A 25,630-nucleotide genomic window follows, 5' to 3' on the forward strand; every position below is an offset into this window, starting at 1 on the left:
GGCGCTATTTGTGGGGCCCGCCGACTAAAGATTGGCCGTCGACCGGGTTATCCAGTAAAATCCTGCCCTCATATCCGACCCTAACTTAATTTTGAGTGATTCTTGCTCGATGAAACACATTCGTAACTTTTCGATTATTGCGCACATCGACCACGGTAAGTCGACCCTGTCGGACCGTTTGATCCAGACTTGCGGCGGCCTGTCCGATCGCGAGATGCAGGCCCAGGTGCTGGACTCCATGGATCTGGAGCGCGAGCGCGGCATTACCATCAAGGCACAGAGTGTGACCCTGAACTACCAGGCACAAGACGGTAACACCTATCAGCTGAACTTTATCGACACCCCGGGCCACGTGGATTTCTCCTACGAGGTTTCTCGCTCCCTGGCTGCCTGTGAAGGGGCACTGCTGGTGGTGGATGCCGGTCAGGGGGTTGAGGCACAGACTCTGGCCAACTGCTACACCGCCATGGAAATGGATCTGGAAGTGGTGCCGGTGCTGAACAAGATTGACCTGCCGGCCGCAGAGCCCGAGCGGGTTGCCGAGGAGATCGAGGACATTGTCGGCATCGACGCGGTGGACGCGGTGCGCTGCTCCGCCAAGACCGGCCTCGGTGTCGATCTGGTGCTGGAAGAGATCGTCGCCAAGATCCCGTCCCCAGAAGGGGATCCGGAGGCGCCGCTGCAGGCGCTGATCATCGACTCCTGGTTCGACTCCTACCTCGGGGTCGTGTCGCTCGTGCGGATCAAGAACGGTTCCCTGAAGAAGAACGACAAGATCAAGGTGATGAGCACCGGTCAGGTGTGGGGTGTGGATCGCATCGGTATCTTCACGCCGAAGCAGGTGGACACCGACGGCCTGGGTTGTGGCGAGGTAGGTTGGGTCGTCTGCGGCATCAAGGACATCCACGGTGCGCCGGTGGGGGATACCCTGACCCTGGCCAAGCACGGTGCCGAGAAGGCGCTGGCCGGCTTCAAGAAGGTGAAGCCCCAGGTCTATGCGGGCCTGTTCCCCATCTCCAGCGATGACTACGAGTCCTTCCGCGATGCGCTGGAGAAGCTCTCCCTCAACGATGCCTCCCTGTTCTACGAACCGGAGAGCTCCACGGCGCTGGGCTTCGGCTTCCGCTGCGGCTTCCTCGGGATGCTGCACATGGAGATCATCCAGGAGCGTCTGGAGCGTGAATACGATCTGGATCTCATCACCACCGCACCGACCGTGGTCTACGAGATCGAGCTGAACGATGGCTCCACCATCCACATCGACAGCCCGGCCCAGATGCCCGCCATCAACAACATCAAGGAGATGCGCGAGCCCATCGCCGAGTGCCACATCCTGCTGCCGCAGGAGTACATGGGCAACGTCATCACCCTCTGCATCGAGAAGCGCGGCGTACAGACCAACATGGTCTACCACGGCAAGCAGGTGGCGCTGACCTACGAGATCCCGATGGCGGAAGTGGTGCTCGACTTCTTCGACCGTCTGAAGTCCACCAGTCGCGGCTACGCCTCCCTGGACTACGGCTTCAAGCGTTTCGAAACCTCCGACATGGTCCGTCTGGACATCATGATCAACGGCGAGCGGGTCGACGCCCTGGCCATCATCACCCACAAGGAGAACGCCCAGTATCGCGGTCGCCAGGTGGTGGAGAAGATGCGCGAGCTGATCCCGCGCCAGATGTTCGACATCGCCATCCAGGCCGCCATCGGCAACCAGATCATCGCCCGCAGCACCGTCAAGGCATTGCGTAAAGACGTCACCGCCAAGTGCTACGGTGGTGACGTGAGCCGGAAGAAGAAGCTGTTGAACAAGCAGAAAGAAGGCAAGAAGCGGATGAAGTCTCTGGGCCGTGTGGACGTGCCGCAAGAGGCCTTCCTCGCCATTCTCCACGTCGGAAAGGATTAATCGATGGCAAGCACCTTTTCCCTGATCCTCGTCGTCGTCACCCTGCTGACCGGCATCATCTGGACGCTCGACAAGCTGGTCTGGGCCAAGCAGCGGGCGGCCAAGATTGCCGCCGCCCGTGCCAATGCCGGTCCGGATGTGGACGAGAAGACACTGGCCAAGGTGGCCCCCATGCCGGTCTGGATCGAACAGACCGGCGGGGTTTTCCCGGTGATCGCGCTGGTGCTGATCCTGCGCTCCTTCATCTTCGAGCCGTTCCAGATCCCGTCCGGCTCCATGATGCCGACCCTGCTGGTGGGCGACTTCATCCTGGTGGAGAAGTTTGCCTACGGCCTCAAGGACCCGGTGACCAACACCAAGTTCCTCGAGACCGGTGAGCCGAAGCGCGGTGATGTGGTGGTCTTCAAGTATCCGCTGGATACCCGGGTGGACTACATCAAGCGGGTGGTCGGCATGCCCGGCGATCGGGTCATCTATCGCAACAAGGAGCTGATGATCCGGCCCAAGTGCGATGAGCAGGAAGGGAAAACGTGCCCTGGCTTCCAGAAGCTGGACGTCAAGTTCGAGCAGCGCGGCGAGTTCAGCCAGATGGGGATCCCGCTGGATCGCTACACCGAACAGCTGGGCGATGTCTCCCACGAGACCTTGCGCAACCCGCTGATGCCGGACCTGGTGGACCGCTACTATCGCCAGCCCGGCACCTACCCCGACGAGTGGGTGGTGCCGGAAGGCCACTATTTCGTGATGGGTGACAACCGCGACAACAGCACCGACAGTCGTTTCTGGGGCTTCGTGCCCGAGCAGAACCTGGTGGGCAAGGCGGTCGCCATCTGGATCAGTTTCGAATTCGAGCGCGAGGAAGGGTCCAGCTTGCCGAGCTGGGTGCCGACCGGTGTGCGCTTCAACCGCATTGGCGGAATCAAGTAAATGAATATCAAGATGAACAGACTGCAGTCCCGTCTCGGGCATGTCTTTCAGGATCCTGAGCTGCTGACCCGGGCTCTGACCCATCGCAGCGCAGGGTCTCGTCACAACGAGCGCCTGGAATTTCTGGGGGACTCCATCCTGAGTCTGGTGATTGCCGATGATCTCTTCCACCGCTTCCCGCAGGCGGCGGAAGGGGATCTCAGCCGGATGCGCGCCACTCTGGTGCGCGAGAAGACGCTGGCCGAGCTGGGCCGGGAATTCGACCTCGGGGATCACCTGATCCTGGGGCCGGGGGAGCTGAAAAGCGGTGGTTTTCGCCGCGAGTCCATCCTGGCCGACACCGTCGAGGCGGTGATCGGCGCCATCTATCTGGACACGGATCTGGAGCGGGTGCGCAGCCTCCTGCTCGGCTGGTATGCCAGCCGCCTTGGCGAGATCAAGCCCGGGATCGAACAGAAGGATCCCAAGACCCGTCTGCAAGAGATCCTGCAGGGCAGCCGCAAATCCCTGCCGACCTACACGGTGACCAACGTCAAGGGCGAGGCCCACAACCAGGAGTTCACCGTCCAGTGCGAAGTGGATGGGCTGGATGGCCCCCTGGTCGGGATCGGCTCCAGCCGCCGCAAGGCCGAACAGGCCGCGGCGCAGCAAGCACTGGAACGGCTGTCATGAGCACCATGACGGATCCGGCACTGTGCGCTCTTTTCACTCCATCAGCATTGGGAACGCGGTCATGACAGATACCACCTATTGCGGCTTTGTCGCCATCGTGGGCCGCCCCAACGTGGGCAAGTCCACCCTGCTCAACAAGTTGCTCGGCCAGAAGGTCAGCATCACCTCGAAGAAGCCCCAGACTACCCGTCACCGGATCCTGGGGATCGACACCGAGGAGAACCATCAGACCATCTATGTGGATACCCCGGGTCTGCACATCGAGGAGAAGCGGGCCATCAACCGCCTGATGAACCGCGCCGCCACCAGTTCCCTCGGGGACGTGGCCATGGTGGTGTTCGTGGTGGACGGCACCCACTGGACCAAGGATGACGAGATGGTGCTGGGCAAGCTGCGCCACCTCAAGTGCCCCGTGGTGCTGGCGGTCAACAAGATCGACAACGTCAAGGAAAAAGAGGATCTGCTGCCGCACCTCGAGTGGCTGGGTCAGCAGATGAACTTTGCCCACATCCTGCCCATCAGCGCCGAGAAGGGCACCAACGTGGAGAAGATCCGCGAGTGGGCCAAGGATCTGCTGCCGGAGAACGTCCACTTCTTCCCGGAAGATTACGTGACCGACCGCTCTTCCCGCTTCATGGCCTCCGAGATCATCCGCGAGAAGCTGATGCGCTTCACCGGCGAGGAGCTGCCCTATTCGGTGACGGTGGAGATCGAGCGTTTCAAGGTCGAGGAAAACGGTCTCTACCACATCCACGGGCTCATCCTGGTGGAGCGCGAAGGCCAGAAAAAGATGGTCATCGGCAACAAGGGCGAGAAGATCAAGACCATCGGCACAGAGGCGCGCATCGACATGGAACGGCTGTTCCAGAACAAGGTGCATCTCGAGCTGTGGGTCAAGGTCAAGTCCGGCTGGGCCGACGACGAGCGGGCCCTGCGCAGCCTCGGGTATGGCGACGACTGATTGCTGACCCCGGCTTTCGTCATCCACAGTCGGCCCTATCGGGAGACCAGCCAGCTGGTCGAGGTCTTCACCCAGGATAGCGGTCGATTCACCCTGGTGGCTCGCGGTTCCCGCGGGCCACGCTCTTCTCTGAAGGGGCTGCTTCAGCCCTTCACCCTGCTCACCATTGCCTGGCGCGGCAAGGGGGATCTCAAGAACCTCACCCAGGTGGAGTGCCCGGATCACTCGTTGCGCCTCGGCGGGGATCGTCTCTTCTACGGCCTCTATCTCAACGAGCTGGTCTACTACCTGCTGGAAGCGCACACCCCCTTCCCCGAGGTGTTCGACGCCTATGCCCGTGCCATCATGGCCCTGGCGGACGGCGAGACCCCGGAGCTGTCCCTGCGCCGCTTCGAGTTCCTGCTGCTGCAGGCCCTGGGCTACGCGGTGGACTTCGAATATGCCGCGGACGACGACTCCCCCATCGACCCCACCCTGCTCTACGGCTTCGAGCGGGAGCTCGGCTTTGTCGCTTGCGAGCGGGCGCCGGATCCCCGTACCCTGTTCCTCGGCGCCCACCTGCTGGCCTTCGCCGAGGGGCGTTTCGACACGCCCCCCTTGCTGCAGGCGGCCAAGCGTTTCAGTCGGCTGGCGCTGCAGCCCTATCTCGGCAAGCGTCAACTGAAGAGCAGGGAGCTCTTTTTGAAGCGAAAAGGCAGTGTTTCAAGCTGATTTTTATTATCTGGTGATGTTTTATGTTTATGACATCGCCTTTCATGAACAATAATGCTGTCGCCGTGGCCAGAACCGGGCTGCGGCGGCACATGGACAGAGGAGCGGGCTCCACCCGCTCCGGCATTCACAGATGACCTGTATCAAGGAGTAAGCAATGAGCGAGATCTACCTGGGTGTGAACATCGATCATATCGCCACCCTGCGCAACGCCCGCGGCACCCAGTATCCGGATCCGGTACAGGCCGCCTTCGTGGCCGAGCAGGCCGGTGCCGATGGCATCACGGTCCACCTGCGGGAAGATCGCCGCCACATCACCGACCGGGACGTGGAGATCCTGCGCCAGACCATCCAGACCAGGATGAACCTGGAGATGGCGGTGACCGAGGAGATGATCGGCATCGCCTGCCGCATCAAGCCCCACTTCGTCTGCCTGGTGCCGGAGAAGCGCACCGAGGTGACCACCGAGGGTGGTCTGGACGTGGCGGGCCAGCTGGACAAGGTGACCGATGCGGTGACCCGTCTTGCGGCCGTCGGTGCTCAGGTATCCCTCTTCATCGATGCGGATCCGTTGCAGATCGATGCGGCCGCCGCGAGCGGTGCTCCCTTCATCGAGATCCACACCGGCCGCTACGCCGATGCCACCACGGATGCCGAGCGCAACGCCGAGTTCAAGCGCATCGCCGCCGGTGCTTCCTACGCCGCTGGCAAGGGCTTGAAGGTCAATGCGGGCCACGGTCTGCACTACCACAACGTCAAGGCCATCGCCGCCATCCCCGAGCTCTATGAGCTCAACATCGGTCACGCCATCATCGGCCGCGCCGCCTTCGACGGTCTGGCCAAGGCGGTCAGCGACATGCGTGCGCTGATGCAGGAAGCCCGTCAGGGGATCTGATGCCGCTTCGCAGGTATCGCAACCACAAGGGACGCTTCGGCGTCCCTTGTGGTTTTCAGGAGTGGAAGGCGGGGTAAACCCCGTGCTCATCTGGCATGGGGCCGGGCATCCGTGTGCAGAGGGCGAAAGGAAAGGGGCGCCTCAGCCTGGTTACGGGAAGTAGCGCTCCAGCAGGGCGGTGAGGATGGCCTGGCACTCGGCATCCGGCTCGCCGGTGACCAGGGCGGGGCGAAAGTGAAGCTGGAAGGCGCGCAGGACGGCACGGCTCTGCTCATCCCAGGCGCCGTGCTGGGGTAGGCCGTAGCCGTAACGGGCTAGCTGCTGCTGCCATTGCAGCGCATCCCAGGGGATGAGCTGCGTCTGGCGCAGCTCGGCCACCCGGGCCTCGTCGGGCCAGGCGCCGACACCGTAGCGCAGGGCGAGCTCGCGCCAGGGGAACCGGGGGCCGGGATCCTGCTTGCGCTCGGGGGCGACATCGCTGTGGGCCAGCACCTGGGTGGGGGGGATCTGGTAGCGTTCGACCAGATCCCGGGCGAGGGCGCCGAGGGCGGCGATCTGGGCAGGGGGATAGGGTTGCCAGTGTCTCAGATGGGCGGGCAGGGCCGCGTCTTTCTCGTCATACCCGAGATTCACTATCTCGATGCCGAGCGAACTGGCGTTGAGCCCGGCGTAGTGATGCCAGCGACTGCGTCCGGCGTGCCAGGCCCGCTGGCTGTCGGGCACCAGCTGGTAGACCGGGAACGGTTGCTCGTCGGTGTCGCGGGGGATCAGGTAGTGGGCGCTCACCTTGTGCTCCGGCTCGGTCAGCAGGCGCAGGGAGCGGGCATCCTCTTCATCCGTGTAGTGCAGGATGAGAAAGGCGATGCGCTCGTTCTGGCTGGCGCTCTGATGATCCAGATTGAGCCGATAGGGTGCAGGCTGGCAGGCGCCGAGCAGCAGGATGAGGGGCAGTGACCAGAACCAGCGCGCCGCGAACCGACACGCACCGCCGCTCGCCGACGGGCGTGGAGTCAGCAGGCGGCGCCAGCTCATGGTCTAGCCTCGCACCTGGCCGGAGGCGGTCATCAGGGCCCGGGCCTGTATTTGGCGGTGAGGCCAATCAGGAAGTTGCGCAGGATCTGATCCCCGCAATCCTGATAGTGCTTGTGATCCCTGGCGCGGAACAGGGCGCTCAGCTCGGACTTGGAGAGGTTGAAGTTCGCGAGCTTGAGGGTGCCCAGCATCTCCTCTTCCTTGTAGTTGAGGCCGATGCGCAGCTTGCGCAGGATCAGGTTGTTGTTGATCCGGTTCGGGATCACCTGGGGCGGGGCATCTTCCCGCACACCGCGGCGCAGGGCGATGAAGCCGTCGAGGAACTGGCTCAGTGCCGAGTCCGGGCAGGCGGCGAAGCCCGCTTCCTGTGCCTCGCCCTCTTCGGCCTCTTTCATCAGCCAGCCGTGCAACTGGGCATGGGTTATGGCCAGATTGCCCTTGGCAAAGATCTCGACCATCTGGTCGTTACTGATGCTGAGGGCATAGCGCAGGCGGCGCAGAATATCGTTGTTGGTCATGTTGACTCCTGTGGAAACGGCGCAGATGTTACCACCTGCCGCCTGTCCAGTCAGAAAAAGCGCCTCAGTCGGTCAGGGCCAGGTAGCGGGGGGCCTCCTGCCTCACCTGCTCCAGGGCATCCTGCAGCTCCAGCAATTCGGGTTCCAGATCGCTCACGGCGACCCCGTCGCGCAGCTGCTGCTCGAGCTGGGAGAGCAGGCGTTGCAGACCCGGCACCCCGGAGTAGGCGCAGCCACCGTTGAGGCGGTGGAGCTGGGCCAGCACGTCTGCATCGTCGGCACTCCCTTCCAGCGCCGCCGCCAGGATGGGCTCCACCTCGTCGAAGCTGGCCAGCAGCATGGTCAGCATCTCCCGGGCGAGGGCTGGCTTGCCGGCGGCCTGACGCACGGCGAGGGGCCAGTCTATCTGCTGATCCCCGTGATTCTGGTGCCGCCGGTGGGCGAAGTCGGTGATGAGCTGCGCCAGCATCCCCTCGTCGATGGGTTTGGCCAGGTAGTCGTCCATGCCCTGGCGAATGAGGCGCTCCCGCTCACCGGGAATGGCATGGGCGGTGACCGCGACGATGGGGGTCTCGGTGTTGAGGGAGTGGTGGCGGATCGCCTGGGTGGCGCTGATGCCGTCCATGACGGGCATCTGGATATCCATGAAGATGATGTCGAACGGCTGGCTCTGGGCCAGGTTGACCGCCTCCTTGCCGTTCTTGCACACCACCACCTCGGTCACCATCTCCTTGAGCATGGCGGCGATGAGCTTGAGGTTGGCGGCGTTGTCATCCACCGCCAGCACCTTGACCGCCTGCACGCTGCGCGGCGTCGGCGCGGGCAGGGGGGCACGGCGTACCGCCTCGGGGGAGAGCAGGGCGTGCAGCAACTTGCGATGGTTGATGGGCTTGGAGAGGCAGTGGACGGCGCCGTGGGCCAGCATGGCGTCGTAGAGGGCCGGCTCGTGGCTGCTGAGCAGCACTATGGTGTTCTGCTGGCCGTCCAGTCCGTCGAGACGGGCAATCACCTGCTGTGGGCTGTGCAGGGTGCTGCTGCCGATGAGCACCATGTCCTGGCTGCTCATCGGGGGCCACTCCTCGTCCACCGTCAGGGAGTGCACATCCAGGTGCCACTCTCCCAGCAGGGCAAGCAGGGAGGCGTGAGTGAAGGGATCCGGCTCCAGCAGCCAGACCCGCTTGCCCTGGATGCGATCCAGCGGAAGCCGCTCGCTCTGGGGCAGGGGTGAGACATCCAGATCCAGGTGGAACGAGAAAACCGACCCCTTGCCGAGTTCGGATTCGAAGCGGATCTGGCCCCCCATCTGCTGCACCAGCTTCTGGGTGATGACGAGCCCGAGCCCGGTGCCCCCATAGCGGCGGGAGATGGAGGAGTCAGCCTGGTTGAAGGCCTGGAACAACTGGCGCTGCTGCTCTTCCGAGATGCCGATGCCGGTATCGCGAATCAGCACCCGCAGGCGCACCTTGTTGCCGTTCGATTCCCCGGTCTGCTCGACACGCACGTCCACGTTGCCGCGCTCGGTGAACTTGATGGCGTTGCCGGTGAGGTTGGTGAGCACCTGCTGCAGGCGCATGGGGTCGCCGGTGAGGTAGTCCGGCACGGCGGCATCCACCTGGAGGGAGAGTTCGAGCTGCTTGTCGTGGGCGCTCGGCCCCAGCAGGTGCATGGTCTCGTTGAGGGTGTCCCGCAGGCTGAAGGGGATGTGCTCGAGCTGCAGCTTGCCCGCCTCCAGCTTGGAGAAGTCGAGGATGTCGTTGATGATCCCAAGGAGGTTGCGCGCCGACTTCTCGATGGTCTGCATGTAGTCGGTCTGGCTCGGGGTCAGGCTGGTCTTGAGCAGTTGGCGGGTGAAGCCGATGACCCCGTTGAGCGGGGTGCGCAGCTCGTGGGACATGTTGGCGAGGAACTCGGACTTGACCCTGGCGGCCTCCTGGGCGCGCTTCTTCGCCATGTCGAGCTCGACGTTCTGGATCTCGATCTGCTCGAGGGTCTCCCGCAGATCCGACGTCGCCTGATCGATGTTCTGCTGCATCTCCTCGTGATATTCGGAGAGCGCCTTGGCCATGGCGTTGATGCCGTTCTTGAGCATGTCCAGCTCGCCGGTGAGCTGGCCGCTGACCCGGGTATCGAGTCGCCCCTCCCTGATCCGGTGCACCGCCTGCACCATGTCGGTGATGGGCTGGGTCACGCTCTTGACCAGACGGAAGCCGAACAGGGCGCTGATGGCCAGCCCGATGAGCACGATGATGACCGCGAAGAAGGCGTCGCGGTACTGCAGGACGATGGCCCTGTCCGTGGCGAGCTGCATGGAGATGTAGCCGATGACCGGCGGCTCCAGATCGCTTGGCAGCGGGAAGCCGTCCAGGCTGGTCTCTGCCTGGATGGGGGTGCGCAGTATGATGTCATCGCCGTTGACGGAGACGCTGGTCAGGGCCGGGATGACGCTGCCGTCCGGCAGACGAAGCTGGCTGAAGTCCCTGTGGTAGTTGGACGTCACGAACAGCTGGTTCTCCTGGGTGAAGACGGCGATGGACTTGATGAAGGGCGAGTTCTTGCGATGGGTGAGCCCGATCAGCCGCTTGAGGGATTCGCGGCTGTGCTGTGTCATGCCGTATTCGCTGGCGATGGCCAGGGGCTCGATGATGTTGATGCCCTGATCGATGAGGTTGTTTTCCAGCTGCTGATAGCGGTGGAAGGTGAAATAGCCGGCGATGAGGCCGCCGATGATGAGGGTCGGCAAGATGGTGAAGGCCAGCACCCGGGCCCTGAGACCGTACTTGGTCATGCCGCCGACCCGCCTTTCGCAAGAGAAGCCATGACCCGGGGCGCATGCAGGCACCGGGGTCGGGCAGGCAATACAGTCAATGTCGCTGTACGGGGTCTCAGGCCGTATCCGGTCATATCAATGGGCCACTTTTGGTCAGAATGGACGATGGGGCGGATGCCGCGGCTGGGGCCCTCAGGCCGTATTTGGTCATACGATTATTCTTGTGGGACAATGGTCTGCCGCAGATTCCACAATCATGACATAGCCACCTATAGGCACCAAGTTTTATGGCCCAGTTTTTCAAGCCCCAAAAGAAATCCACCCAGCCCCAACGTATTGAATTTACGGTAGACAGTCTGGATCACCACTGTGTCGGCATCGGCCGTCATCAGGGCAAGGCCATCTTCGTCGAAGGGGCGCTGCCCGGCGAGGCCATCAAGGCCCGCATCATCGACGACAAGAAGCACTATGCCCACGCCGCCCTGCAACAGGTGGTGACCCCGGCGGCCAACCGGGTCGCCCCCTTCTGCGACCACTATCGCGAGTGTGGCGGTTGCAGTGCCCAGCACCTGGGAGAGGGAGATCAACTGGCGGCCAAGGAGGCGGGGCTGGTCAGCCTGTTCGAGCGCCTTGGCAACATCCAGGCGCCAGCGTTGGCACCTGCGCTGACGGGGGAGTCCCGCGCCTACCGCCGGGTCTGCCGTCTGGCTATCAAGTTTGACAAGAACGGTCGCTGTACCCGGGTGGGCTTTCGTCGTCGCCAGTCGAACGATCTGGTAGAGATTGCCGGCTGTCCTGTGCTGGCCGAGCCCCTCTCCGCCCTTATCGCCCCTCTGCGCGAATGCCTCAACCGGCTGAAGAGCCAGCGCGAACTGGGCCATGCGGAACTCATTCAGGGGGAGCAGGGCATTCTGATGCTGCTGCGCCACACCGGTCGCCCCACCGAGGCGGACCGGGCGCACTTGACCGAGTTTGCCACCGCCCAGGGGATAGACCTCTATCTGCAGGCGGCGGACGAGCAGATCGAACCTCTGCGTCAACAGTCTCAGCCAAGTTACACGCTGGATGGCCTGTCTCTTGCATTCGCTCCCGGCGACTTCATCCAGGTCAACGGGTCCGTTAACCAGCGCATGGTGGAGCAGGCATTGAGCTGGCTCGACGCAGGCAAGGATGACAAGGTGCTGGACCTCTTCTGCGGCATCGGCAACTTCACCCTGCCGCTGGCCCGTCAGGCCCGCGAAGTGGTGGGGGTGGAAGGGGAGCTCGCCATGGTGACGCGTGCACAGGAGAATGCCCGCCGCAACGGCATCGACAACGCCCGCTTCTACAAGGCGGACTTGAGCGGCGACATCGTGGGCATGTCCTGGGCCCGGGAAGGGTTCGATCTGGTACTGCTGGATCCGGCCAGACCCGGGGCGCTGGAGGTGATGAGCCACGTGGCGGCACTTTCCCCCAAACGGGTGGTCTATGTTTCCTGTAACCCGGTCACCCTGGCCCGTGACAGTCAGGTGCTGGTGCAGGGGGGCTACAAGCTGACCCGTCTGGGGATGCTGGACATGTTCCCCCACACCGGTCATCTGGAGTCCATGGCGCTGTTCGAACGGGGCTGAGTCGAGGCGACCGCATTATTCTGGATGAATCAAGATGCGGTCGTGATGATTTTTCGATGTGCATGATGCTGCCAGAGTGAGGTAAAACAGGTGTTTTTCGCTGCCTTCAACGGGCAGGGCAGAATGCGGTTATCTTGGTTTTCCAGCGGCGGCAGCGCTGTTTGAGCGGGAGTGATTAGGGTAATCTAGGTCGTCGATAGTGGATCGGATGCGGGGAAGAGCCCTGTCACCTTGCGCGGTGACATGCCTTGAAAACTCTTTCATGCATCCCCATTTGAGGCAGTCATCAGTTGATGAGGGGATGAGGAGAGCATCGGCTTTCGACCCCACACTTTTAAGGATTGATACCATGGTTGCGGTGCGCGATATTCATTTGAAAGACAATTTCACTCTGGATGAGTGGGTCAGTTCCCTTACCCTGAGTGAAAGTGACAAGAATCAGTTGCGAACCGTCTACCAGTATTGCCTGACCCTGGGTGACGAAGCGCTCACCAACCGCCTGCTGGTGCGCGGGGTCGAGATGGTGGGCATCCTGCTGATGCTCAGCATGGATCTCGCCACCCTCAAGGCCGCCATTCTCTATCCCTTCGTCGAAGCCGGTCTCATCAGCCAGGAAAAGGTGAACGAGGACTTCGGCCCCAAGATCGCCAAGCTGGTGGAAGGGGTGCTGGAGATGGAGGCCATCCGCTCCCTGCAAACCCTTCACCGCAGCGAAACCTCGCCGGAGCAGGTGGACAACGTGCGCCGCATGCTGCTCGCCATGGTCGAGGACGTGCGCGCCGTGGTCATCAAGCTGGCGGAGCGCATCGCCTGCCTGCGTGAGGCGAAGAAGGCGGATGAGGAGACCCGGGTGCTGATGGCCCAGGAGATCACCAACATCTATGCTCCCCTTGCGAACCGCCTCGGTATCGGTCAGCTCAAGTGGGAGCTCGAGGATCTCGCCTTCCGCTACCTGCACCCGGACACCTACAAGCAGATCGCCAAGCAACTGGACGAGAAACGGCTCGACCGCGAGCGCTACATCCGCGAATTCGTGCAGTCCCTGCGCGATGCCCTGGCCGAGGCCGGCGTCGAGGCCGAGGTCTATGGCCGACCGAAACACATCTACAGCATCTGGCGCAAGATGCAGAAGAAGCACCTCGAATTCAACGAGCTGTTCGATGTGCGCGCGGTGCGGGTGATCACCAAGCGGCTGCAGGATTGCTACGCGGCGCTCGGTATCGTTCACACCCATTTCCACCATATTCCCCGCGAATTTGACGACTATGTCGCCAACCCCAAGCCCAATGGCTACCAGTCCATCCACACCGTGGTGGTGGGGGAGGAGGGCAAGACAGTGGAGATCCAGATCCGTACCGAGCAGATGCATCAGGATGCGGAGCTCGGTGTGGCTGCGCACTGGCGCTACAAGGAAGGGGCCCAGGCCGCTGCCAAGACCAGCACCTTCGAAGACAAGATCGAATGGCTGCGCAAACTCCTCGCCTGGCAGGAGGACCTCTCGGAGAGCGGCTCCTTGCTGGACGATCTGCGCAGTCAGGTGTTCGAGGACAGGGTTTATGTCTTCACTCCCAAGGGCGATGTCATCGACCTGCCGGCAGGGGCGACGCCGCTCGACTTCGCCTATCACGTGCACAGCATGATCGGTCACCGCTGCATCGGCACCAAGATCGACGGTCGTATCGTGCCCTTCACCTATACGCTGCAAACCGGTGATCAGGTGGAGGTGATCACCCAGAAGGAGCCGAACCCGAGCCGCGACTGGATGAACCCGAACGCCGGCTTCCTGCGCTCCAGCCGGGCGCGGGCCAAGGTGGCCACCTGGTTCAGAAAGCTGGACCGGGACAAGAACATTGCCGCCGGCAAGGAGCTGCTGGAGAAAGAGCTGGACAGACACAACCTCACCCTCTCCAAGGTGGACAAGGTAGTGCTGGAGCGCTTCCATGCGGAGGAGCTGGAAGATTTGCTGGCCGGTATCGGCAGCGGCGACATCCGCATCAACCAGCTGCTCAATTATCTGGATACCCGTTACAACAAGCCGACGGCGGAAGAAGAAGATCGCCGTCTGCTGGAGAAGCTGGAGCAGAAGGCCAATGTGCCCTTCCGCCCCAAACCCAAGGATCACATCGTGGTGGAAGGGGTGGGCAACCTGATGACTCACATCGCCCGCTGTTGCCAGCCCATCCCGGGGGACGCCATCCAGGGCTTCATCACCATGGGACGGGGGGTTTCCATCCACCGGGAGGATTGCGAGCAGCTCAAGGAGCTGTCGCGTCGCAACCCGGAGCGCCTGATCGATGCGGTCTGGGGGGAGAACTACTCCGGCGGTTACGGTCTCACCATCCGCATTCTCTCCAACGACAGATCCGGCCTGCTGCGCGACATCACCACCGTGCTCGCCAACGAGAAGATCAACGTGATGGGAGTGCGTTCGCGCTCCAACGTGCGCGAGCAGACCGCCGAAATAGACATGGAGCTGGAGATTTACAACATCAACGCCTTCAACCGGGCGTTGGCCAAGCTCAGTCAGCTCAACGACGTGATCAGCGCCAAGCGGCTGTAATGCTCAACCGACCGGCCCCAGTGGCCGGTCTGCATTTTCTCCCTCCTTGCAGAGCATTGAAGACGGATATCACGCGCCCCATCTCCGTCCGCCATGGCTCCACATCATGTGGAGCAGTGGCGTGAGCGGATATTCATGAACCCATTTACTGAATCGAAAGTGAGTTGCCCATGTCCCAACGCTACGACCTTCCCCAACTGCTCGACATCATGGCCAGATTGCGTGACCCGAACGGGGGTTGCCCCTGGGATTTCAAGCAGAGCTTCCAGACCATAGTGCCGCACACCCTGGAGGAGGCCTACGAGGTGGCGGATGCCATCGAGAGCGAAGATTGGCAAGGGCTGAAGGGGGAGCTCGGTGATCTGCTGTTCCAGGTCGTGTTCTATGCCCAGCTCGGCAAGGAGCAGGGGTTGTTCGACTTTGCCGACATCATCGATACCGTGAGCGAGAAGCTCATTCGCCGCCACCCCCATGTCTTCTCCGATGCCGATCTCGGTGACGAGCAGGCGGTCAAAGCGAACTGGGAGGCGGAAAAGGCCAAAGAGCGTGCGGCGCTCGACAAGGAGAGCGTGCTGGACGATATCCCCCTCTCCCTGCCTGCCCTGACCCGGGCAGCCAAGATCCAGAAGCGCTGCGCCAGCGTCGGTTTCGACTGGAAGACCCTGGGGCCCGTGGTGGACAAGATCCACGAGGAGATCGAGGAGGTGATGGAAGAGGCGCTGATGGTCGACGTGGACGAGGCTCGGGTGAGCGACGAGCTCGGCGATCTCTTGTTTGCCACCGTCAATCTGGTGCGTCATCTGGGCAAGGATCCCGAGCAGGTGCTGCGGGCTGCCAACACCAAGTTTGAGCGTCGTTTTCGTCAGGTTGAACACTTTATTGCCGCAGAAGGTCTGAAAATGACGGATTGCTCCCTGGAGAAGCTGGACGAGGCCTGGAACAAGGCCAAGGAAACCGAGCAAAGTTGATTTGGCGCAAGACGGGGCGGCGGGGAGCCTGATAGATTTTTGTTCATTGTTTGGGAGTGGGGGTTTTGGTATACTGTTTCCCCGTCCTGCTTCATCCCCGAAGCACCCCTTAAAATTCCCTAAACTTCTTTCAGGTTCAGCATGACGACCAAATATATTTTTGTGACTGGTGGCGTTGTTTCATCCCTCGGCAAAGGCATTGCCGCAGCTTCTCTGGCAGCCATTCTGGAAGCCCGTGGTCTGGATGTGACCATCATGAAACTGGACCCGTACATCAACGTGGATCCGGGCACCATGAGCCCGACCCAGCATGGTGAAGTGTTCGTAACCGAGGACGGGGCCGAAACCGATCTGGATTTGGGCCACTACGAGCGTTTCATCCGCACCAAGATGACCCGCCGCAACAACTTCACCACCGGTCGCATCTATGCAGACGTGCTGCGCAAGGAGCGTCGTGGTGACTATCTGGGCGCCACCATCCAGGTGATCCCGCACATCACCAACGCCATCAAGGAGCGGGTGATTGCCGGTGCCGAAGGTCATCAGGTTGCCATCGTCGAAGTGGGCGGTACCGTGGGCGACATCGAGTCCCTGCCATTCCTTGAAGCCATTCGTCAGCTGGCGGCCATCGTGGGTCGCAACAATGCCATGTTCATGCACCTGACCCTGGTTCCTTACCTGGCCGCCGCCGGCGAGGTGAAGACCAAGCCGACCCAGCACTCCGTGAAGGAGCTGCTCTCCATCGGTATCCAGCCGGATGTGCTGATCTGCCGCTCCGACCGCGCCATTCCGGCCAACGAGCGTGCCAAGATCGCCCTGTTCTGCAATGTGCCCGAGCGCGCCGTCATCTCTATGAAGGATGTCGACTCCATCTACAAGATCCCGGCGCTGCTGAAATCCCAGGGTCTGGACGGCTACATCACCGAGCGCTTCGGCATCGAGTGCAAAGAAGCCGACCTGGCCGAGTGGGAACAGGTCATCTATGAAGAGGCCAACCCGACTGCCGAAGTCACCATCGGCATGGTGGGCAAGTATGTCTCCCTGCCGGACGCCTACAAGTCCGTCAACGAAGCGCTCAAGCACGGTGGCCTGAAGACCCGTCTCTCCGTCAACATCAAGTACATCGACTCCCAGGACATCGAGACCCGTGGCGCCGAGCTGCTGGAAGGTCTGGATGCGATCCTGGTGCCGGGTGGCTTCGGCGAGCGCGGTGTGGAAGGCAAAATCCTGGCCGCCAAATATGCCCGCGAGAACAAGATCCCCTACCTCGGTATCTGCCTGGGCATGCAGGTTGCCTTGATCGAATACGCCCGCAACGTGGCGGGCATGGAAGGGGCTCACTCCTCCGAGTTCAAGAAAGACAGCCCGTACCCCGTGGTCGGTCTCATCACCGAGTGGGTGGATGACGAAGGCAACGTCGAGACCCGGACCGAGAAGTCCGATCTGGGCGGTACTATGCGTCTGGGCTCCCAGCTCTGCCACCTGGTGGAAGATTCCAAGGTCCGTCAGATGTACGGCAGCCCGACCATTTACGAGCGCCACCGTCACCGTTATGAAGTGAACAACAAGCTGCTGCCGCAGATTGAAGCGGCAGGTCTGAAGGTGACCGGTCTCTCCGCCGACAAGAAGCTGGTGGAAATCATCGAGATCCCGGATCACCCCTGGTTCGTGGCCGCGCAGTTCCACCCGGAGTTCACCTCGACTCCCCGTGATGGCCACGCCCTGTTCGCCGGTTTTGTGAAGGCGGCGGGCGAGTATCAGAAGCGTAATTTGAAGTAATTGAAAATAAATGCGGTTGGGGCTCTGTGCCACAGCCGCTTTTTTTGGCATATTTTTGTTGTTTTTTTACGAAACCTGAGGAAATACACATGTCCAAGATCGTTAAAGTGATCGGTCGTGAAATCATCGACTCCCGTGGTAACCCGACCGTTGAGGCCGAAGTTCACCTGGAAGGTGGTTTTGTTGGTATGGCAGCCGCTCCGTCTGGCGCGTCCACCGGTTCCCGCGAAGCGCTGGAACTGCGTGACGGCGACAAGAGCCGTTTCCTGGGTAAAGGCGTGCTGAAAGCCATCGAAGCCGTCAACGGCCCGATCGCTCAGGCTCTGCTGGGTAAAGATGCCAAGGACCAGGCCACTGTCGACCAGATCATGATCGACCTCGACGGTACCGAGAACAAATCCAAGTTCGGCGCCAACGCCATCCTGGCTGTTTCCCTGGCCAACGCCAAAGCTGCCGCTGCTGCCAAAGGCATGCCGCTGTACGCCCACATCGCCGAGCTGAATGGCACCCCGGGTGTCTACTCCATGCCGCTGCCCATGATGAACATCATCAACGGTGGTGAGCACGCCGACAACAACGTCGACATCCAGGAGTTCATGATCCAGCCGGTTGGCGCCAAGACCCTGAAAGAAGCCGTTCGCATGGGCGCAGAAGTGTTCCACAACCTGGCCAAAGTGCTGAAGTCCAAGGGCTACAACACTGCCGTCGGTGACGAAGGTGGTTTCGCTCCGAACCTGAAATCCAACGCCGAAGCGCTGGAAGTGATCGCTGAAGCCGTTGCTGCTGCCGGTTACAAACTGGGCACCGACATCACCCTGGCCATGGACTGCGCTGCGTCCGAGTTCTACGACGCAGAGAAGAAAGAGTACAACCTGAAGGGCGAAGGTCGTATCTTCACCTCCAACGGTTTCTCCGACTTCCTGGCTGACCTGACCACCAAGTTCCCGATCGTCTCCATCGAAGATGGCCTGGACGAATCCGACTGGGAAGGTTTCGCCTACCAGACCGCCGAACTGGGCAAGAAAATCCAGATCGTGGGTGACGACCTGTTCGTAACCAACACCAAGATCCTGAAGCGCGGTATCGACAACGGCATCGCCAACTCCATCCTGATCAAGTTCAACCAGATCGGTTCCCTGACCGAAACTCTGGCTGCCATCAAGATGGCCAAAGACGCTGGCTACACTGCCGTCATCTCCCACCGCTCCGGTGAGACCGAAGACGCGACCATCGCCGACCTGGCTGTGGGTACCGCTGCTGGCCAGATCAAGACCGGTTCCATGAGCCGTTCTGACCGTGTTGCCAAGTACAACCAGCTGATCCGTATCGAAGAAGCCCTGGGTGCCAAGGCTCCGTTCCGTGGTCTGAAAGAAGTGAAGAACCAGGCTTAATTTTCGCCTGCGTTCATGCTTCAAAAAGCCCCGCCACCTGGCGGGGCTTTTTCGTTCTGCGCTTATGGGCGTGTGCGACCTGCATTTTTTATTCCGACCAACCCATCCGGCACACAGGCTTTCTTTTGTCTTGCCTGCGAATATGGGAAACTAGGCCGCTTGAAGGAGACTCAGTGCATGCGGCTACTCACTCTTATCCTGCTCCTCCTGTTGGGAGGGCTGCAATATGACCTCTGGCTGGGGAAAAACGGCCTCTCCGACTATCGGGAACTCTCCACCGCCATCGAGCGGCAGCAACAGGACAACCTGGTACTCAAGGATCGCAACAGTCTGATTTACCGGGAAATCGACGATCTTACCTCTGGCCTTGAGGCCATCGAGGAGTTGTCGCGCAACGATCTTGGCTATATCAAGCAGGGCGAGACCTTCTACCGAATCATTCCCAAAGAAAAGGATCAGGTGACGGAGCCTGATGGTGCCCCCTACGATGACTGATAGCCTGAGCGGCCTGACCGCCATCGTCCCGGCTGCCGGTATTGGTAGTCGCATGGGGGCCAGTTGCCCCAAGCAGTACCTGTCCCTGGCAGGGAAATGCATTCTGGAGCACACCCTGGAGCGTTTGCTCTCCCATCCCGCCATCGCCCGTGTGATCGTGGCGCTGGCGCCCCACGACAGCTGGTTTGAGACCTTGACCGTGGCCACTGACCCGCGGGTGCTGCGAGTGGAAGGGGGAAGCGAGCGCGCCTTCTCCGTGCTCAATGCGTTGCACGTGGCAGAAGGGGAGTGGGCACTGGTGCATGACGCCGCCCGGCCCTGTCTGACCCATGAGGATCTCGATGCGCTCATTGTTGCCGCCATGGCCTCTGGCGGTGCCATCCTCGGCAGCCGGGTGCGCGATACCATGAAGCGCACCGATGCGGCCGGCAATATCCTCGCCACCGTGGATCGCGAGCAGCTCTGGCATGCCCTGACGCCCCAGATGTTTTTGGTCCGCCCCCTCAAGCGGGCGCTGGAGGAGGGGCTGGCGCTCGGCGCTGCCATCACCGATGAAGCCTCCGCCATGGAACGCGCCGGTTTCCCCGTGCGCATGGTGGAAGGGCGGGCCGACAACATCAAGGTGACCCGGCCGGAAGATCTCTCCCTGGCCGGGCTCTATTTACAGCAACAACGTGCGTGCCGGTCGGCACGACCCGATTCATCCCCAGAGGAGCAGGCATGATCCGCACCGGACATGGTTTTGATGAGACAGATTTCCGTGTATTGAGGAGGGCGCAGGCATGATGCGGATCGGACATGGTTTTGATGTTCACAAGTTTGGCGGGGTCGGCCCCTGCATGCTGGGCGGGGTGGCGGTGCCCTATGAACAGGGCCTGCTGGCCCACTCCGATGGCGACGTGGTGTTGCATGCGGTGAGCGATGCCCTGCTGGGGGCCATCGGCGCCGGTGACATCGGCCGCCACTTTCCCGATACCTCAGCCGAATTCAAGGGCATCGACAGCCGCATCCTGCTGCGGGATGTCTTTGCCCGCGTGCAGCGCGCAGGTTATGCCATCGGCAACCTGGATGTGACCATCATCGCCCAGGCCCCCAAGATGGCCCCCCATATCGACGCCATGTGCGCCGTGCTGGCCGCGGATCTGCAATGTGATTTGAACCGGGTGAACGTCAAGGCGACCACCACCGAACAACTCGGATTCACGGGGCGCAAGGAAGGGATCGCCACCGAAGCCGTCGTCTTGCTGGTGAAACAATGATGCTTGAACAACTTGCCTATCTGCACGGGACGCCCACTGCTCGCGGCATCCTCAAGGCCGAGGCCGCCGACTTCGTGGTCAATGAAGATCTCGGGTTTGCACCTTGCGGCGAGGGGGAACACATCTTCGTCCGGGTACGCAAAACTGGCGAGAATACCGCCTGGGTGGCTGGCCTGCTGGCCGATGCGGCCGGGGTTGCCCGCAATGCAGTGACCTGGGCTGGTCTGAAAGATCGCCATGCGGTGACCGAACAGTGGTTCGGCATCCATCTGCCGGGCAAGGGCGAGCCGGATCTCTCGGTCATCGAGAACGACAACATCCGGATCCTTGAGGTGAAGCGCCACAACAAGAAGCTGCGGGTCGGCTATCTCAAGGGCAACCACTTCACCCTGCGTCTCACCGGGCTGGAGCAGGCCGACGGGCTGGAATCCCGTTTGCAGGCGATAGCAACCCAGGGGGTGCCCAACTACTACGGCGAGCAGCGTTTCGGCCGAGGTGGCAACAACCTGGAGGCCGCCAAGGCGATGTTCGCCGGCAAACGGATCAAGGATCGCAACAAGCGCTCCCTCTATCTGTCCGCCGCCCGCAGCATGCTGTTCAATGCCATCGTCAGCGCCCGCATCGAGCAGGGACTGGCCCATCAGCTGCTGGCAGGCGACTGCGTGATGCTCAAGGGCAGCCACTCCATCTTCAGCGAAGAGAGCGTGACTCCCGAGCTGGAGGCACGCCTTGCCTCCGGAGACGTGCAGCTGACCGCTCCCCAGTGGGGCCGTGGCCGTCTGGCGAGCCAGGGCGCGGCTGCCGAGTTCGAGCAAGAAGTGCTGGCTCCTTATGGTGACTGGTGCGAAGGACTGGAGAAAGCCGGGCTGGATCAGGACAGGCGTCCGCTGCTGCTCAAGCCGGAGCAGATGAGCTGGCAACGGGAGGGCGAGGTGCTGACCCTGTCGTTCTTCCTGCCTGCCGGTGCCTTTGCCACCAGCGTGGTACGAGAGTTAATGCTGGCCGAAGAGGCCGATCACGGTTTCAGGAACTCAACCGATGCGAATTCTGGTCAGTAATGACGATGGGGTACACGCCGAGGGCATTCGCGCCCTCAGCGAGGCGTTGCGTGCCTGTGGCGAGGTCGTGGTGGTGGCACCGGATCGCAACCGCAGCGGTGCCAGCCACTCCCTGACGCTGGAAGTACCGCTGCGGGTCACCCGCCTCGATGCGTCCAGTTTTCACGGCATCAAGAGTTATGCGGTCAAGGGGACGCCGACCGACTGCGTTCATCTGGCGGTCAACGAACTGTTGCGCCCTGAGCCCGACATGGTGGTGGCCGGTATCAATCACGGGGCCAACCTGGGGGATGACGTCATCTACTCGGGGACGGTGGCGGCCGCGACGGAAGGGCGTCATCTTGGTTTCCCCTCCATCGCCGTTTCGCTGGTGGGCAAGACTCATTTCGCCAGTGCGGCCCACTACGCCGCCCAGCTGGTGCGGGGGCTGATGGTGCATCCGTTGCCTGCGGATCAGATCCTCAACGTGAATGTGCCGGACCTGCCGCTCGAGCAGATCAAGGGGATCAGGGTGACTCGTCTTGGCAATCGCCACCGGGCGGAGTCGGTGATCCGCACCGAGGATCCCCGTGGTCAGCCCGTCTACTGGATTGGCCCCCCCGGCAACCAGCAGGATGCGGGAGAGGGAACGGACTTTGCCGCCATCGAGCAGGGTTATGTCTCCATCACTCCCCTGACCATCGACATGACGGCCTACGGCAGTCTGTCGACCCTGGGCGCGTGGCTGGATCTGCAGGGATGACGTTGTGATAGTACAGCGCCTGTTGAATCAACTGATTGCCCAGGATGTCCGCGATTTCCGCGTATTGGCGGCGATTGCGAAGGTGCCGCGCCAGCTGTTCGTGGATGAGGCCATGGCCCACAAGGCCTGGGACAATACGGCCCTGCCTATCGGCCATGGGCAGACCATCTCCCAGCCTTACATCGTGGCGCGCATGACCGAGCTGCTGATCCAGAACGATCCAGCCCATGTGCTGGAGATCGGGACGGGATCGGGCTACCAGACGGCGGTACTGGCCCACCTGGTGGAGCATGTCTACACCATGGAGCGGATCAAGTCGCTGCAGTTTCAGGCCCGGCGTAGATTGCGCCAGCTCGATCTGCACAATGTGTCGGCCAAGCACGGCAATGGGTGGCTAGGTTGGCCCAACAAGGGCCCTTTCGACGCCATTCTGGTGACTGCGGCGGCCAGTGAGGTCCCCAAGGCCCTGACCGATCAGCTGGCTGACGGTGGTCGTCTGGTGTTGCCGGTGGGTGATGGTCAGCAGACCCTGCAGCTCATCGAGCGATCGGGCTCCCAGCTCACCAGCCGGATCCTGGAGCCGGTACGTTTCGTTCCCCTGATTGACGGAGATGTCGAGTGAAGTTGTTTTCCCGCCTTTATGTTCTGGTGATGCAGTGGGCACGCCACAAGTATGCCCCCTGGTATCTGGCCATCACCGCCTTTATTGAATCCATCTTCTGGCCCATCCCGGTGGATGTGATGCTGGCACCCATGGCGCTCGGCAAACCTCATCGCGCCTGGCACTATGCCGCGCTGGCCACTCTCTTTTCGGTGCTGGGCGCCCTGTTTGGTTATCTGCTCGGCTATGCCCTGTGGGAGCCAGTGGTGCAGCCGCTGGTGACCTCGGTTGGCTATGAGGACAAGATTGCCCTGGCCGAGCAGTGGTTCGCGCAGTGGGGCATCTGGGTTATTTTTATTGCCAGCTTCACGCCGATCCCCTACAAGGTGTTTACCGTCACGGCTGGCTTGCTCCACATGGCACTGTTGCCTTTCATCCTGACCTCGCTGATCGGTCGTGGCATGCGCTTCTTCCTGGTTGCAGGTCTGATGCGCTGGGGCGGCGAGAAGATGGAGCGCAAGCTGATGCACTATGTGGATGTGCTGGGCTGGCTCTGTATTGGTTTGGCCGTTGCGGCCTATTTCTGGTTTAGTCGTTAAGGATCCACTATGTGTTCGCGTGTTTGGCAAGGTAGCGGTGTCGTCGTGTTGTCATGGCTGCTGCTTGCCTGTTCCTCCAGCAAGACTGCGGCTCCGGTGCACAGCCTGGGCAATGATCAGGTCGCTTCGACCATCCCCGTGCGTCAAGGTATGACCAAGCCCGGCATTGCAGGCAACGGGTACACCGTGGTCAAAGGAGACACTCTCTATTCCATTGCATTTCGTTCTGGCATGGATGTGGCTTCGCTTATCAGCATCAATGGCATCACTCCCCCCTATAACATTTATCCCGGCCAGCAGCTCAGGCTCGATGGCGCTTCCGCCCCTATGGCGGTGGCAACCGTCGGCAGCCCTGTCAGTCGTGGCAGCGTGACGGGGTCTGGCAGTTACGAGGTGCGCCGTGGCGATACATTGAGCAGCATCGGTCGCCAGTTCGGTCTTTCCAACCAGGCGTTGGCCCAGCGCAACAACCTCCAGGCTCCTTATGCATTGCACGTGGGCCAGGTGCTCAATGTGGGGGGAGCGGGTTCCTCGGGTGGTCAGATGGTGGCAGCAACCACACCGGTTGTGACCAGCACGGGGCCCAAACCCCTGGCCACGGCTCCGGCAGGTACGACCACACCATTTATTGCTCAGAAAACGATTGCTCCTGCCTCGTCAACAGCATACGCTCAGGCGAAAGAACAAAAAACCGTCAGTTCCTCGTCAACACTCTCCTGGCATTGGCCGACCAAAGGGCGGATCGTTGAAGGCTTCTCCGTTGCGGAACAAGGCAACAAGGGCATCGACATTTCCGGCCAGAAGGGCCAACCCATTTACGCTGCGAGCAGCGGCAAAGTGGTCTATGCGGGCAGTGCACTGCGAGGTTATGGCAAGCTGATAATTCTCAAGCACAACGATGACTACCTCTCCGCCTACGCTCACAACGATGAGTTGAGGGTCAAGGAGGGAGACACCGTGAAGGGCGGAGCGGTTATCGCCAATATGGGTAGCACGGATGCGCCGGATGTGCGCTTGCACTTTGAAATCCGGTACAAAGGCAAGTCGATCAACCCGATGGGCTATTTGCCAAAGCGTTAACTCAGAGAGCTGAGTCTTACTCTGGTGTAGGTCAGGGAGAGATATCATGAGCCAAGAACAACTGGTAATGCAGGATGCAGAGTTAGAGTTCGACGAGGAGCTGGAGGTTCAGGAGGAAGAAGAGGTTCAGGAAGTGGCGGCCGAAGCCGAAGAAACCATTTCCGATGAACTGATGGCGCCCGAGCTGAACAAGGTAATGGACGCCACCCAGCTCTATCTGGGGGAGATAGGTTTCTCCCCCTTGCTCACGGCCGAAGAGGAAGTCTACTACGCCCGCCGTGCTCTGCGTGGCGACAAAGCGGCGCGCAAGCGCATGATTGAATCCAACCTGCGCCTGGTGGTCAAGATTGCCCGGCGCTACAACAACCGCGGCCTGGTGCTGCTGGATCTCATCGAAGAGGGCAACCTCGGTCTTATTCGCGCGGTCGAGAAGTTTGACCCCGAGCGAGGCTTCCGTTTCTCTACCTATGCCACCTGGTGGATCCGCCAGACCATAGAGCGGGCCATCATGAACCAGACCCGGACCATTCGTCTGCCCATCCATGTGGTCAAGGAGCTGAACGTCTATCTGCGCACTGCGCGCGAGCTTTCCCATCGTCTCGACCATGAGCCGACCGCCGAGGATATCGCCTCTGCACTGGATCGCTCTGTGGACGATGTGAATCGCATGCTCAAGCTCAACGAGAAGATCACCTCGGTGGATACTCCCATTGGTGGCGATCGCGACAAGGCGCTGCTGGATGTACTTTCCGACGAGCGCGGCATGGGGCCCGAGCTGGAGTCCCAGGAAGATGACATGCGCAGCAGCATAGTGCATTGGCTGGAGGAGCTGAATCCCAAGCAGCGCGAAGTGCTGGCCCGCCGTTTCGGTCTGCTCGGCTATGAACCGGCCACCTTGGAAGACGTGGGCGCCGAGATTGGTCTGACCCGCGAGCGGGTGCGTCAGATCCAGGTAGAAGGGTTGCGCCGCTTGCGGGAGATCCTGCTGGGGCAGGGACTCTCCATCGAAGCGTTGTTCCGCACCAACTAAACGGGTATGAATACCGTCATCAAGATGAAAAAGGGGCCGCAGGCCCCTTTCTTTTTGTCGTGGATCGTCAGG

General features: G+C 61.4%; 23 protein-coding genes. 20 read left to right on the forward strand and 3 right to left on the reverse strand.

The genetic code is table 11. The features are described from left to right. The first annotated feature begins 109 nt into the window (after window positions 1-109). The 6 genes from lepA to pdxJ all read left to right on the forward strand — a co-directional run bounded on the left by lepA (window position 110) and on the right by pdxJ (window position 6,069). Window positions 110-1,903, forward strand: a complete 1,794-nt coding sequence (gene lepA, locus AB5Y47_RS19620; protein WP_010675641.1) for a translation elongation factor 4 — start codon at window positions 110-112, stop codon at window positions 1,901-1,903. 3 nt (window positions 1,904-1,906) lie between these two features. Further along, the gene (gene lepB, locus AB5Y47_RS19625; RefSeq protein WP_010675640.1) at window positions 1,907-2,830 is read left to right on the forward strand and encodes a signal peptidase I; all 924 of its coding nucleotides are present in this window, start codon (window positions 1,907-1,909) and stop codon (window positions 2,828-2,830) included. After that, window positions 2,831-3,502 carry a ribonuclease III gene (rnc, locus tag AB5Y47_RS19630; RefSeq protein WP_010675639.1) on the forward strand — a complete coding sequence of 224 codons (672 nt, stop codon included), beginning with the start codon at window positions 2,831-2,833 and terminating at the stop codon, window positions 3,500-3,502. A 61-nt stretch (window positions 3,503-3,563) separates the two neighbouring features. Continuing rightward, complete coding sequence (gene era / locus AB5Y47_RS19635) at window positions 3,564-4,463, forward strand: GTPase Era (RefSeq protein WP_010675638.1); 900 nt, start codon at window positions 3,564-3,566, stop codon at window positions 4,461-4,463. After that, a complete protein-coding gene (recO, locus tag AB5Y47_RS19640; protein WP_111896575.1) occupies window positions 4,464-5,174 on the forward strand; it encodes a DNA repair protein RecO in 711 nt (236 codons plus the stop codon). It begins immediately after the preceding gene. Between the two features lie 157 nt (window positions 5,175-5,331). Next, entirely contained in the window at window positions 5,332-6,069 is a 738-nt protein-coding gene (gene pdxJ / locus AB5Y47_RS19645; protein ID WP_010675636.1) for a pyridoxine 5'-phosphate synthase, read from the forward strand. A 150-nt stretch (window positions 6,070-6,219) separates the two neighbouring features. Here the strand turns inward: pdxJ and AB5Y47_RS19650 are convergent, their stop codons facing one another. The 3 genes from AB5Y47_RS19650 to barA form a co-directional block, all read right to left on the reverse strand. Then, on the reverse strand, window positions 6,220-7,101 hold the full coding sequence (locus AB5Y47_RS19650) for an N-acetylmuramoyl-L-alanine amidase (protein ID WP_111896574.1): 882 nt from the start codon (window positions 7,099-7,101) through the stop codon (window positions 6,220-6,222). Window positions 7,102-7,133: 32 nt separating this feature from the next. After that, entirely contained in the window at window positions 7,134-7,619 is a 486-nt protein-coding gene (locus AB5Y47_RS19655) for a DUF1456 family protein (RefSeq protein WP_010675634.1), read from the reverse strand. Window positions 7,620-7,683: 64 nt separating this feature from the next. Further along, on the reverse strand, window positions 7,684-10,404 hold the full coding sequence (barA, locus tag AB5Y47_RS19660; RefSeq protein ID WP_045521991.1) for a two-component sensor histidine kinase BarA: 2,721 nt from the start codon (window positions 10,402-10,404) through the stop codon (window positions 7,684-7,686). A 269-nt stretch (window positions 10,405-10,673) separates the two neighbouring features. Between barA and rlmD the strand changes: the two genes are divergently transcribed. From rlmD to rpoS, 14 genes are all read left to right on the forward strand, one after another. Then, window positions 10,674-11,996, forward strand: coding sequence for a 23S rRNA (uracil(1939)-C(5))-methyltransferase RlmD (gene rlmD / locus AB5Y47_RS19665; protein WP_111896572.1), 1,323 nt, complete (start codon window positions 10,674-10,676; stop codon window positions 11,994-11,996). Between the two features lie 349 nt (window positions 11,997-12,345). Further along, a complete protein-coding gene (gene relA, locus AB5Y47_RS19670) occupies window positions 12,346-14,556 on the forward strand; it encodes a GTP diphosphokinase (protein ID WP_010675631.1) in 2,211 nt (736 codons plus the stop codon). 170 nt (window positions 14,557-14,726) lie between these two features. Further along, entirely contained in the window at window positions 14,727-15,524 is a 798-nt protein-coding gene (gene mazG / locus AB5Y47_RS19675; protein ID WP_368220559.1) for a nucleoside triphosphate pyrophosphohydrolase, read from the forward strand. 141 nt (window positions 15,525-15,665) lie between these two features. Continuing rightward, on the forward strand, window positions 15,666-17,303 hold the full coding sequence (gene pyrG / locus AB5Y47_RS19680) for a glutamine hydrolyzing CTP synthase (protein ID WP_039041042.1): 1,638 nt from the start codon (window positions 15,666-15,668) through the stop codon (window positions 17,301-17,303). Window positions 17,304-17,392: 89 nt separating this feature from the next. Next, window positions 17,393-18,694, forward strand: coding sequence for a phosphopyruvate hydratase (eno, locus tag AB5Y47_RS19685; protein WP_043154803.1), 1,302 nt, complete (start codon window positions 17,393-17,395; stop codon window positions 18,692-18,694). A 177-nt stretch (window positions 18,695-18,871) separates the two neighbouring features. After that, window positions 18,872-19,189 carry a cell division protein FtsB gene (gene ftsB, locus AB5Y47_RS19690; RefSeq protein WP_010675628.1) on the forward strand — a complete coding sequence of 106 codons (318 nt, stop codon included), beginning with the start codon at window positions 18,872-18,874 and terminating at the stop codon, window positions 19,187-19,189. Then, window positions 19,182-19,913, forward strand: a complete 732-nt coding sequence (ispD, locus tag AB5Y47_RS19695; protein WP_043154802.1) for a 2-C-methyl-D-erythritol 4-phosphate cytidylyltransferase — start codon at window positions 19,182-19,184, stop codon at window positions 19,911-19,913. Before ftsB ends, ispD begins: the two co-directional genes overlap by 8 nt. A gap of 58 nt (window positions 19,914-19,971) precedes the next feature. Further along, window positions 19,972-20,448 (forward strand): 2-C-methyl-D-erythritol 2,4-cyclodiphosphate synthase, encoded by a 477-nt coding sequence (gene ispF / locus AB5Y47_RS19700; RefSeq protein WP_043154801.1) that lies wholly within the window; start codon window positions 19,972-19,974, stop codon window positions 20,446-20,448. Beyond that, window positions 20,448-21,506: a tRNA pseudouridine(13) synthase TruD gene (gene truD, locus AB5Y47_RS19705; protein WP_043154863.1), complete on the forward strand. Its 1,059-nt coding sequence runs from the start codon at window positions 20,448-20,450 to the stop codon at window positions 21,504-21,506. The genes ispF and truD overlap by 1 nt, the downstream gene beginning before the upstream one ends. Then, complete coding sequence (surE, locus tag AB5Y47_RS19710; RefSeq protein ID WP_041211067.1) at window positions 21,487-22,248, forward strand: 5'/3'-nucleotidase SurE; 762 nt, start codon at window positions 21,487-21,489, stop codon at window positions 22,246-22,248. Before truD ends, surE begins: the two co-directional genes overlap by 20 nt. A 4-nt stretch (window positions 22,249-22,252) precedes the next feature. Then, window positions 22,253-22,870: a protein-L-isoaspartate(D-aspartate) O-methyltransferase gene (locus tag AB5Y47_RS19715; RefSeq protein WP_010675623.1), complete on the forward strand. Its 618-nt coding sequence runs from the start codon at window positions 22,253-22,255 to the stop codon at window positions 22,868-22,870. Continuing rightward, window positions 22,867-23,448, forward strand: coding sequence for a YqaA family protein (locus AB5Y47_RS19720; protein WP_010675622.1), 582 nt, complete (start codon window positions 22,867-22,869; stop codon window positions 23,446-23,448). The genes AB5Y47_RS19715 and AB5Y47_RS19720 overlap by 4 nt, the downstream gene beginning before the upstream one ends. A gap of 9 nt (window positions 23,449-23,457) precedes the next feature. Beyond that, window positions 23,458-24,528 (forward strand): LysM peptidoglycan-binding domain-containing protein, encoded by a 1,071-nt coding sequence (locus AB5Y47_RS19725; protein WP_010675621.1) that lies wholly within the window; start codon window positions 23,458-23,460, stop codon window positions 24,526-24,528. A 46-nt stretch (window positions 24,529-24,574) separates the two neighbouring features. Continuing rightward, a complete protein-coding gene (gene rpoS, locus AB5Y47_RS19730; protein WP_010675620.1) occupies window positions 24,575-25,558 on the forward strand; it encodes an RNA polymerase sigma factor RpoS in 984 nt (327 codons plus the stop codon). Window positions 25,559-25,630: the final 72 nt, after the last annotated feature.

The sequence above is a fragment of the Aeromonas sp. R7-2 genome (genome assembly GCF_040908105.1).
Lineage (GTDB): Bacteria > Pseudomonadota > Gammaproteobacteria > Enterobacterales > Aeromonadaceae > Aeromonas > Aeromonas caviae.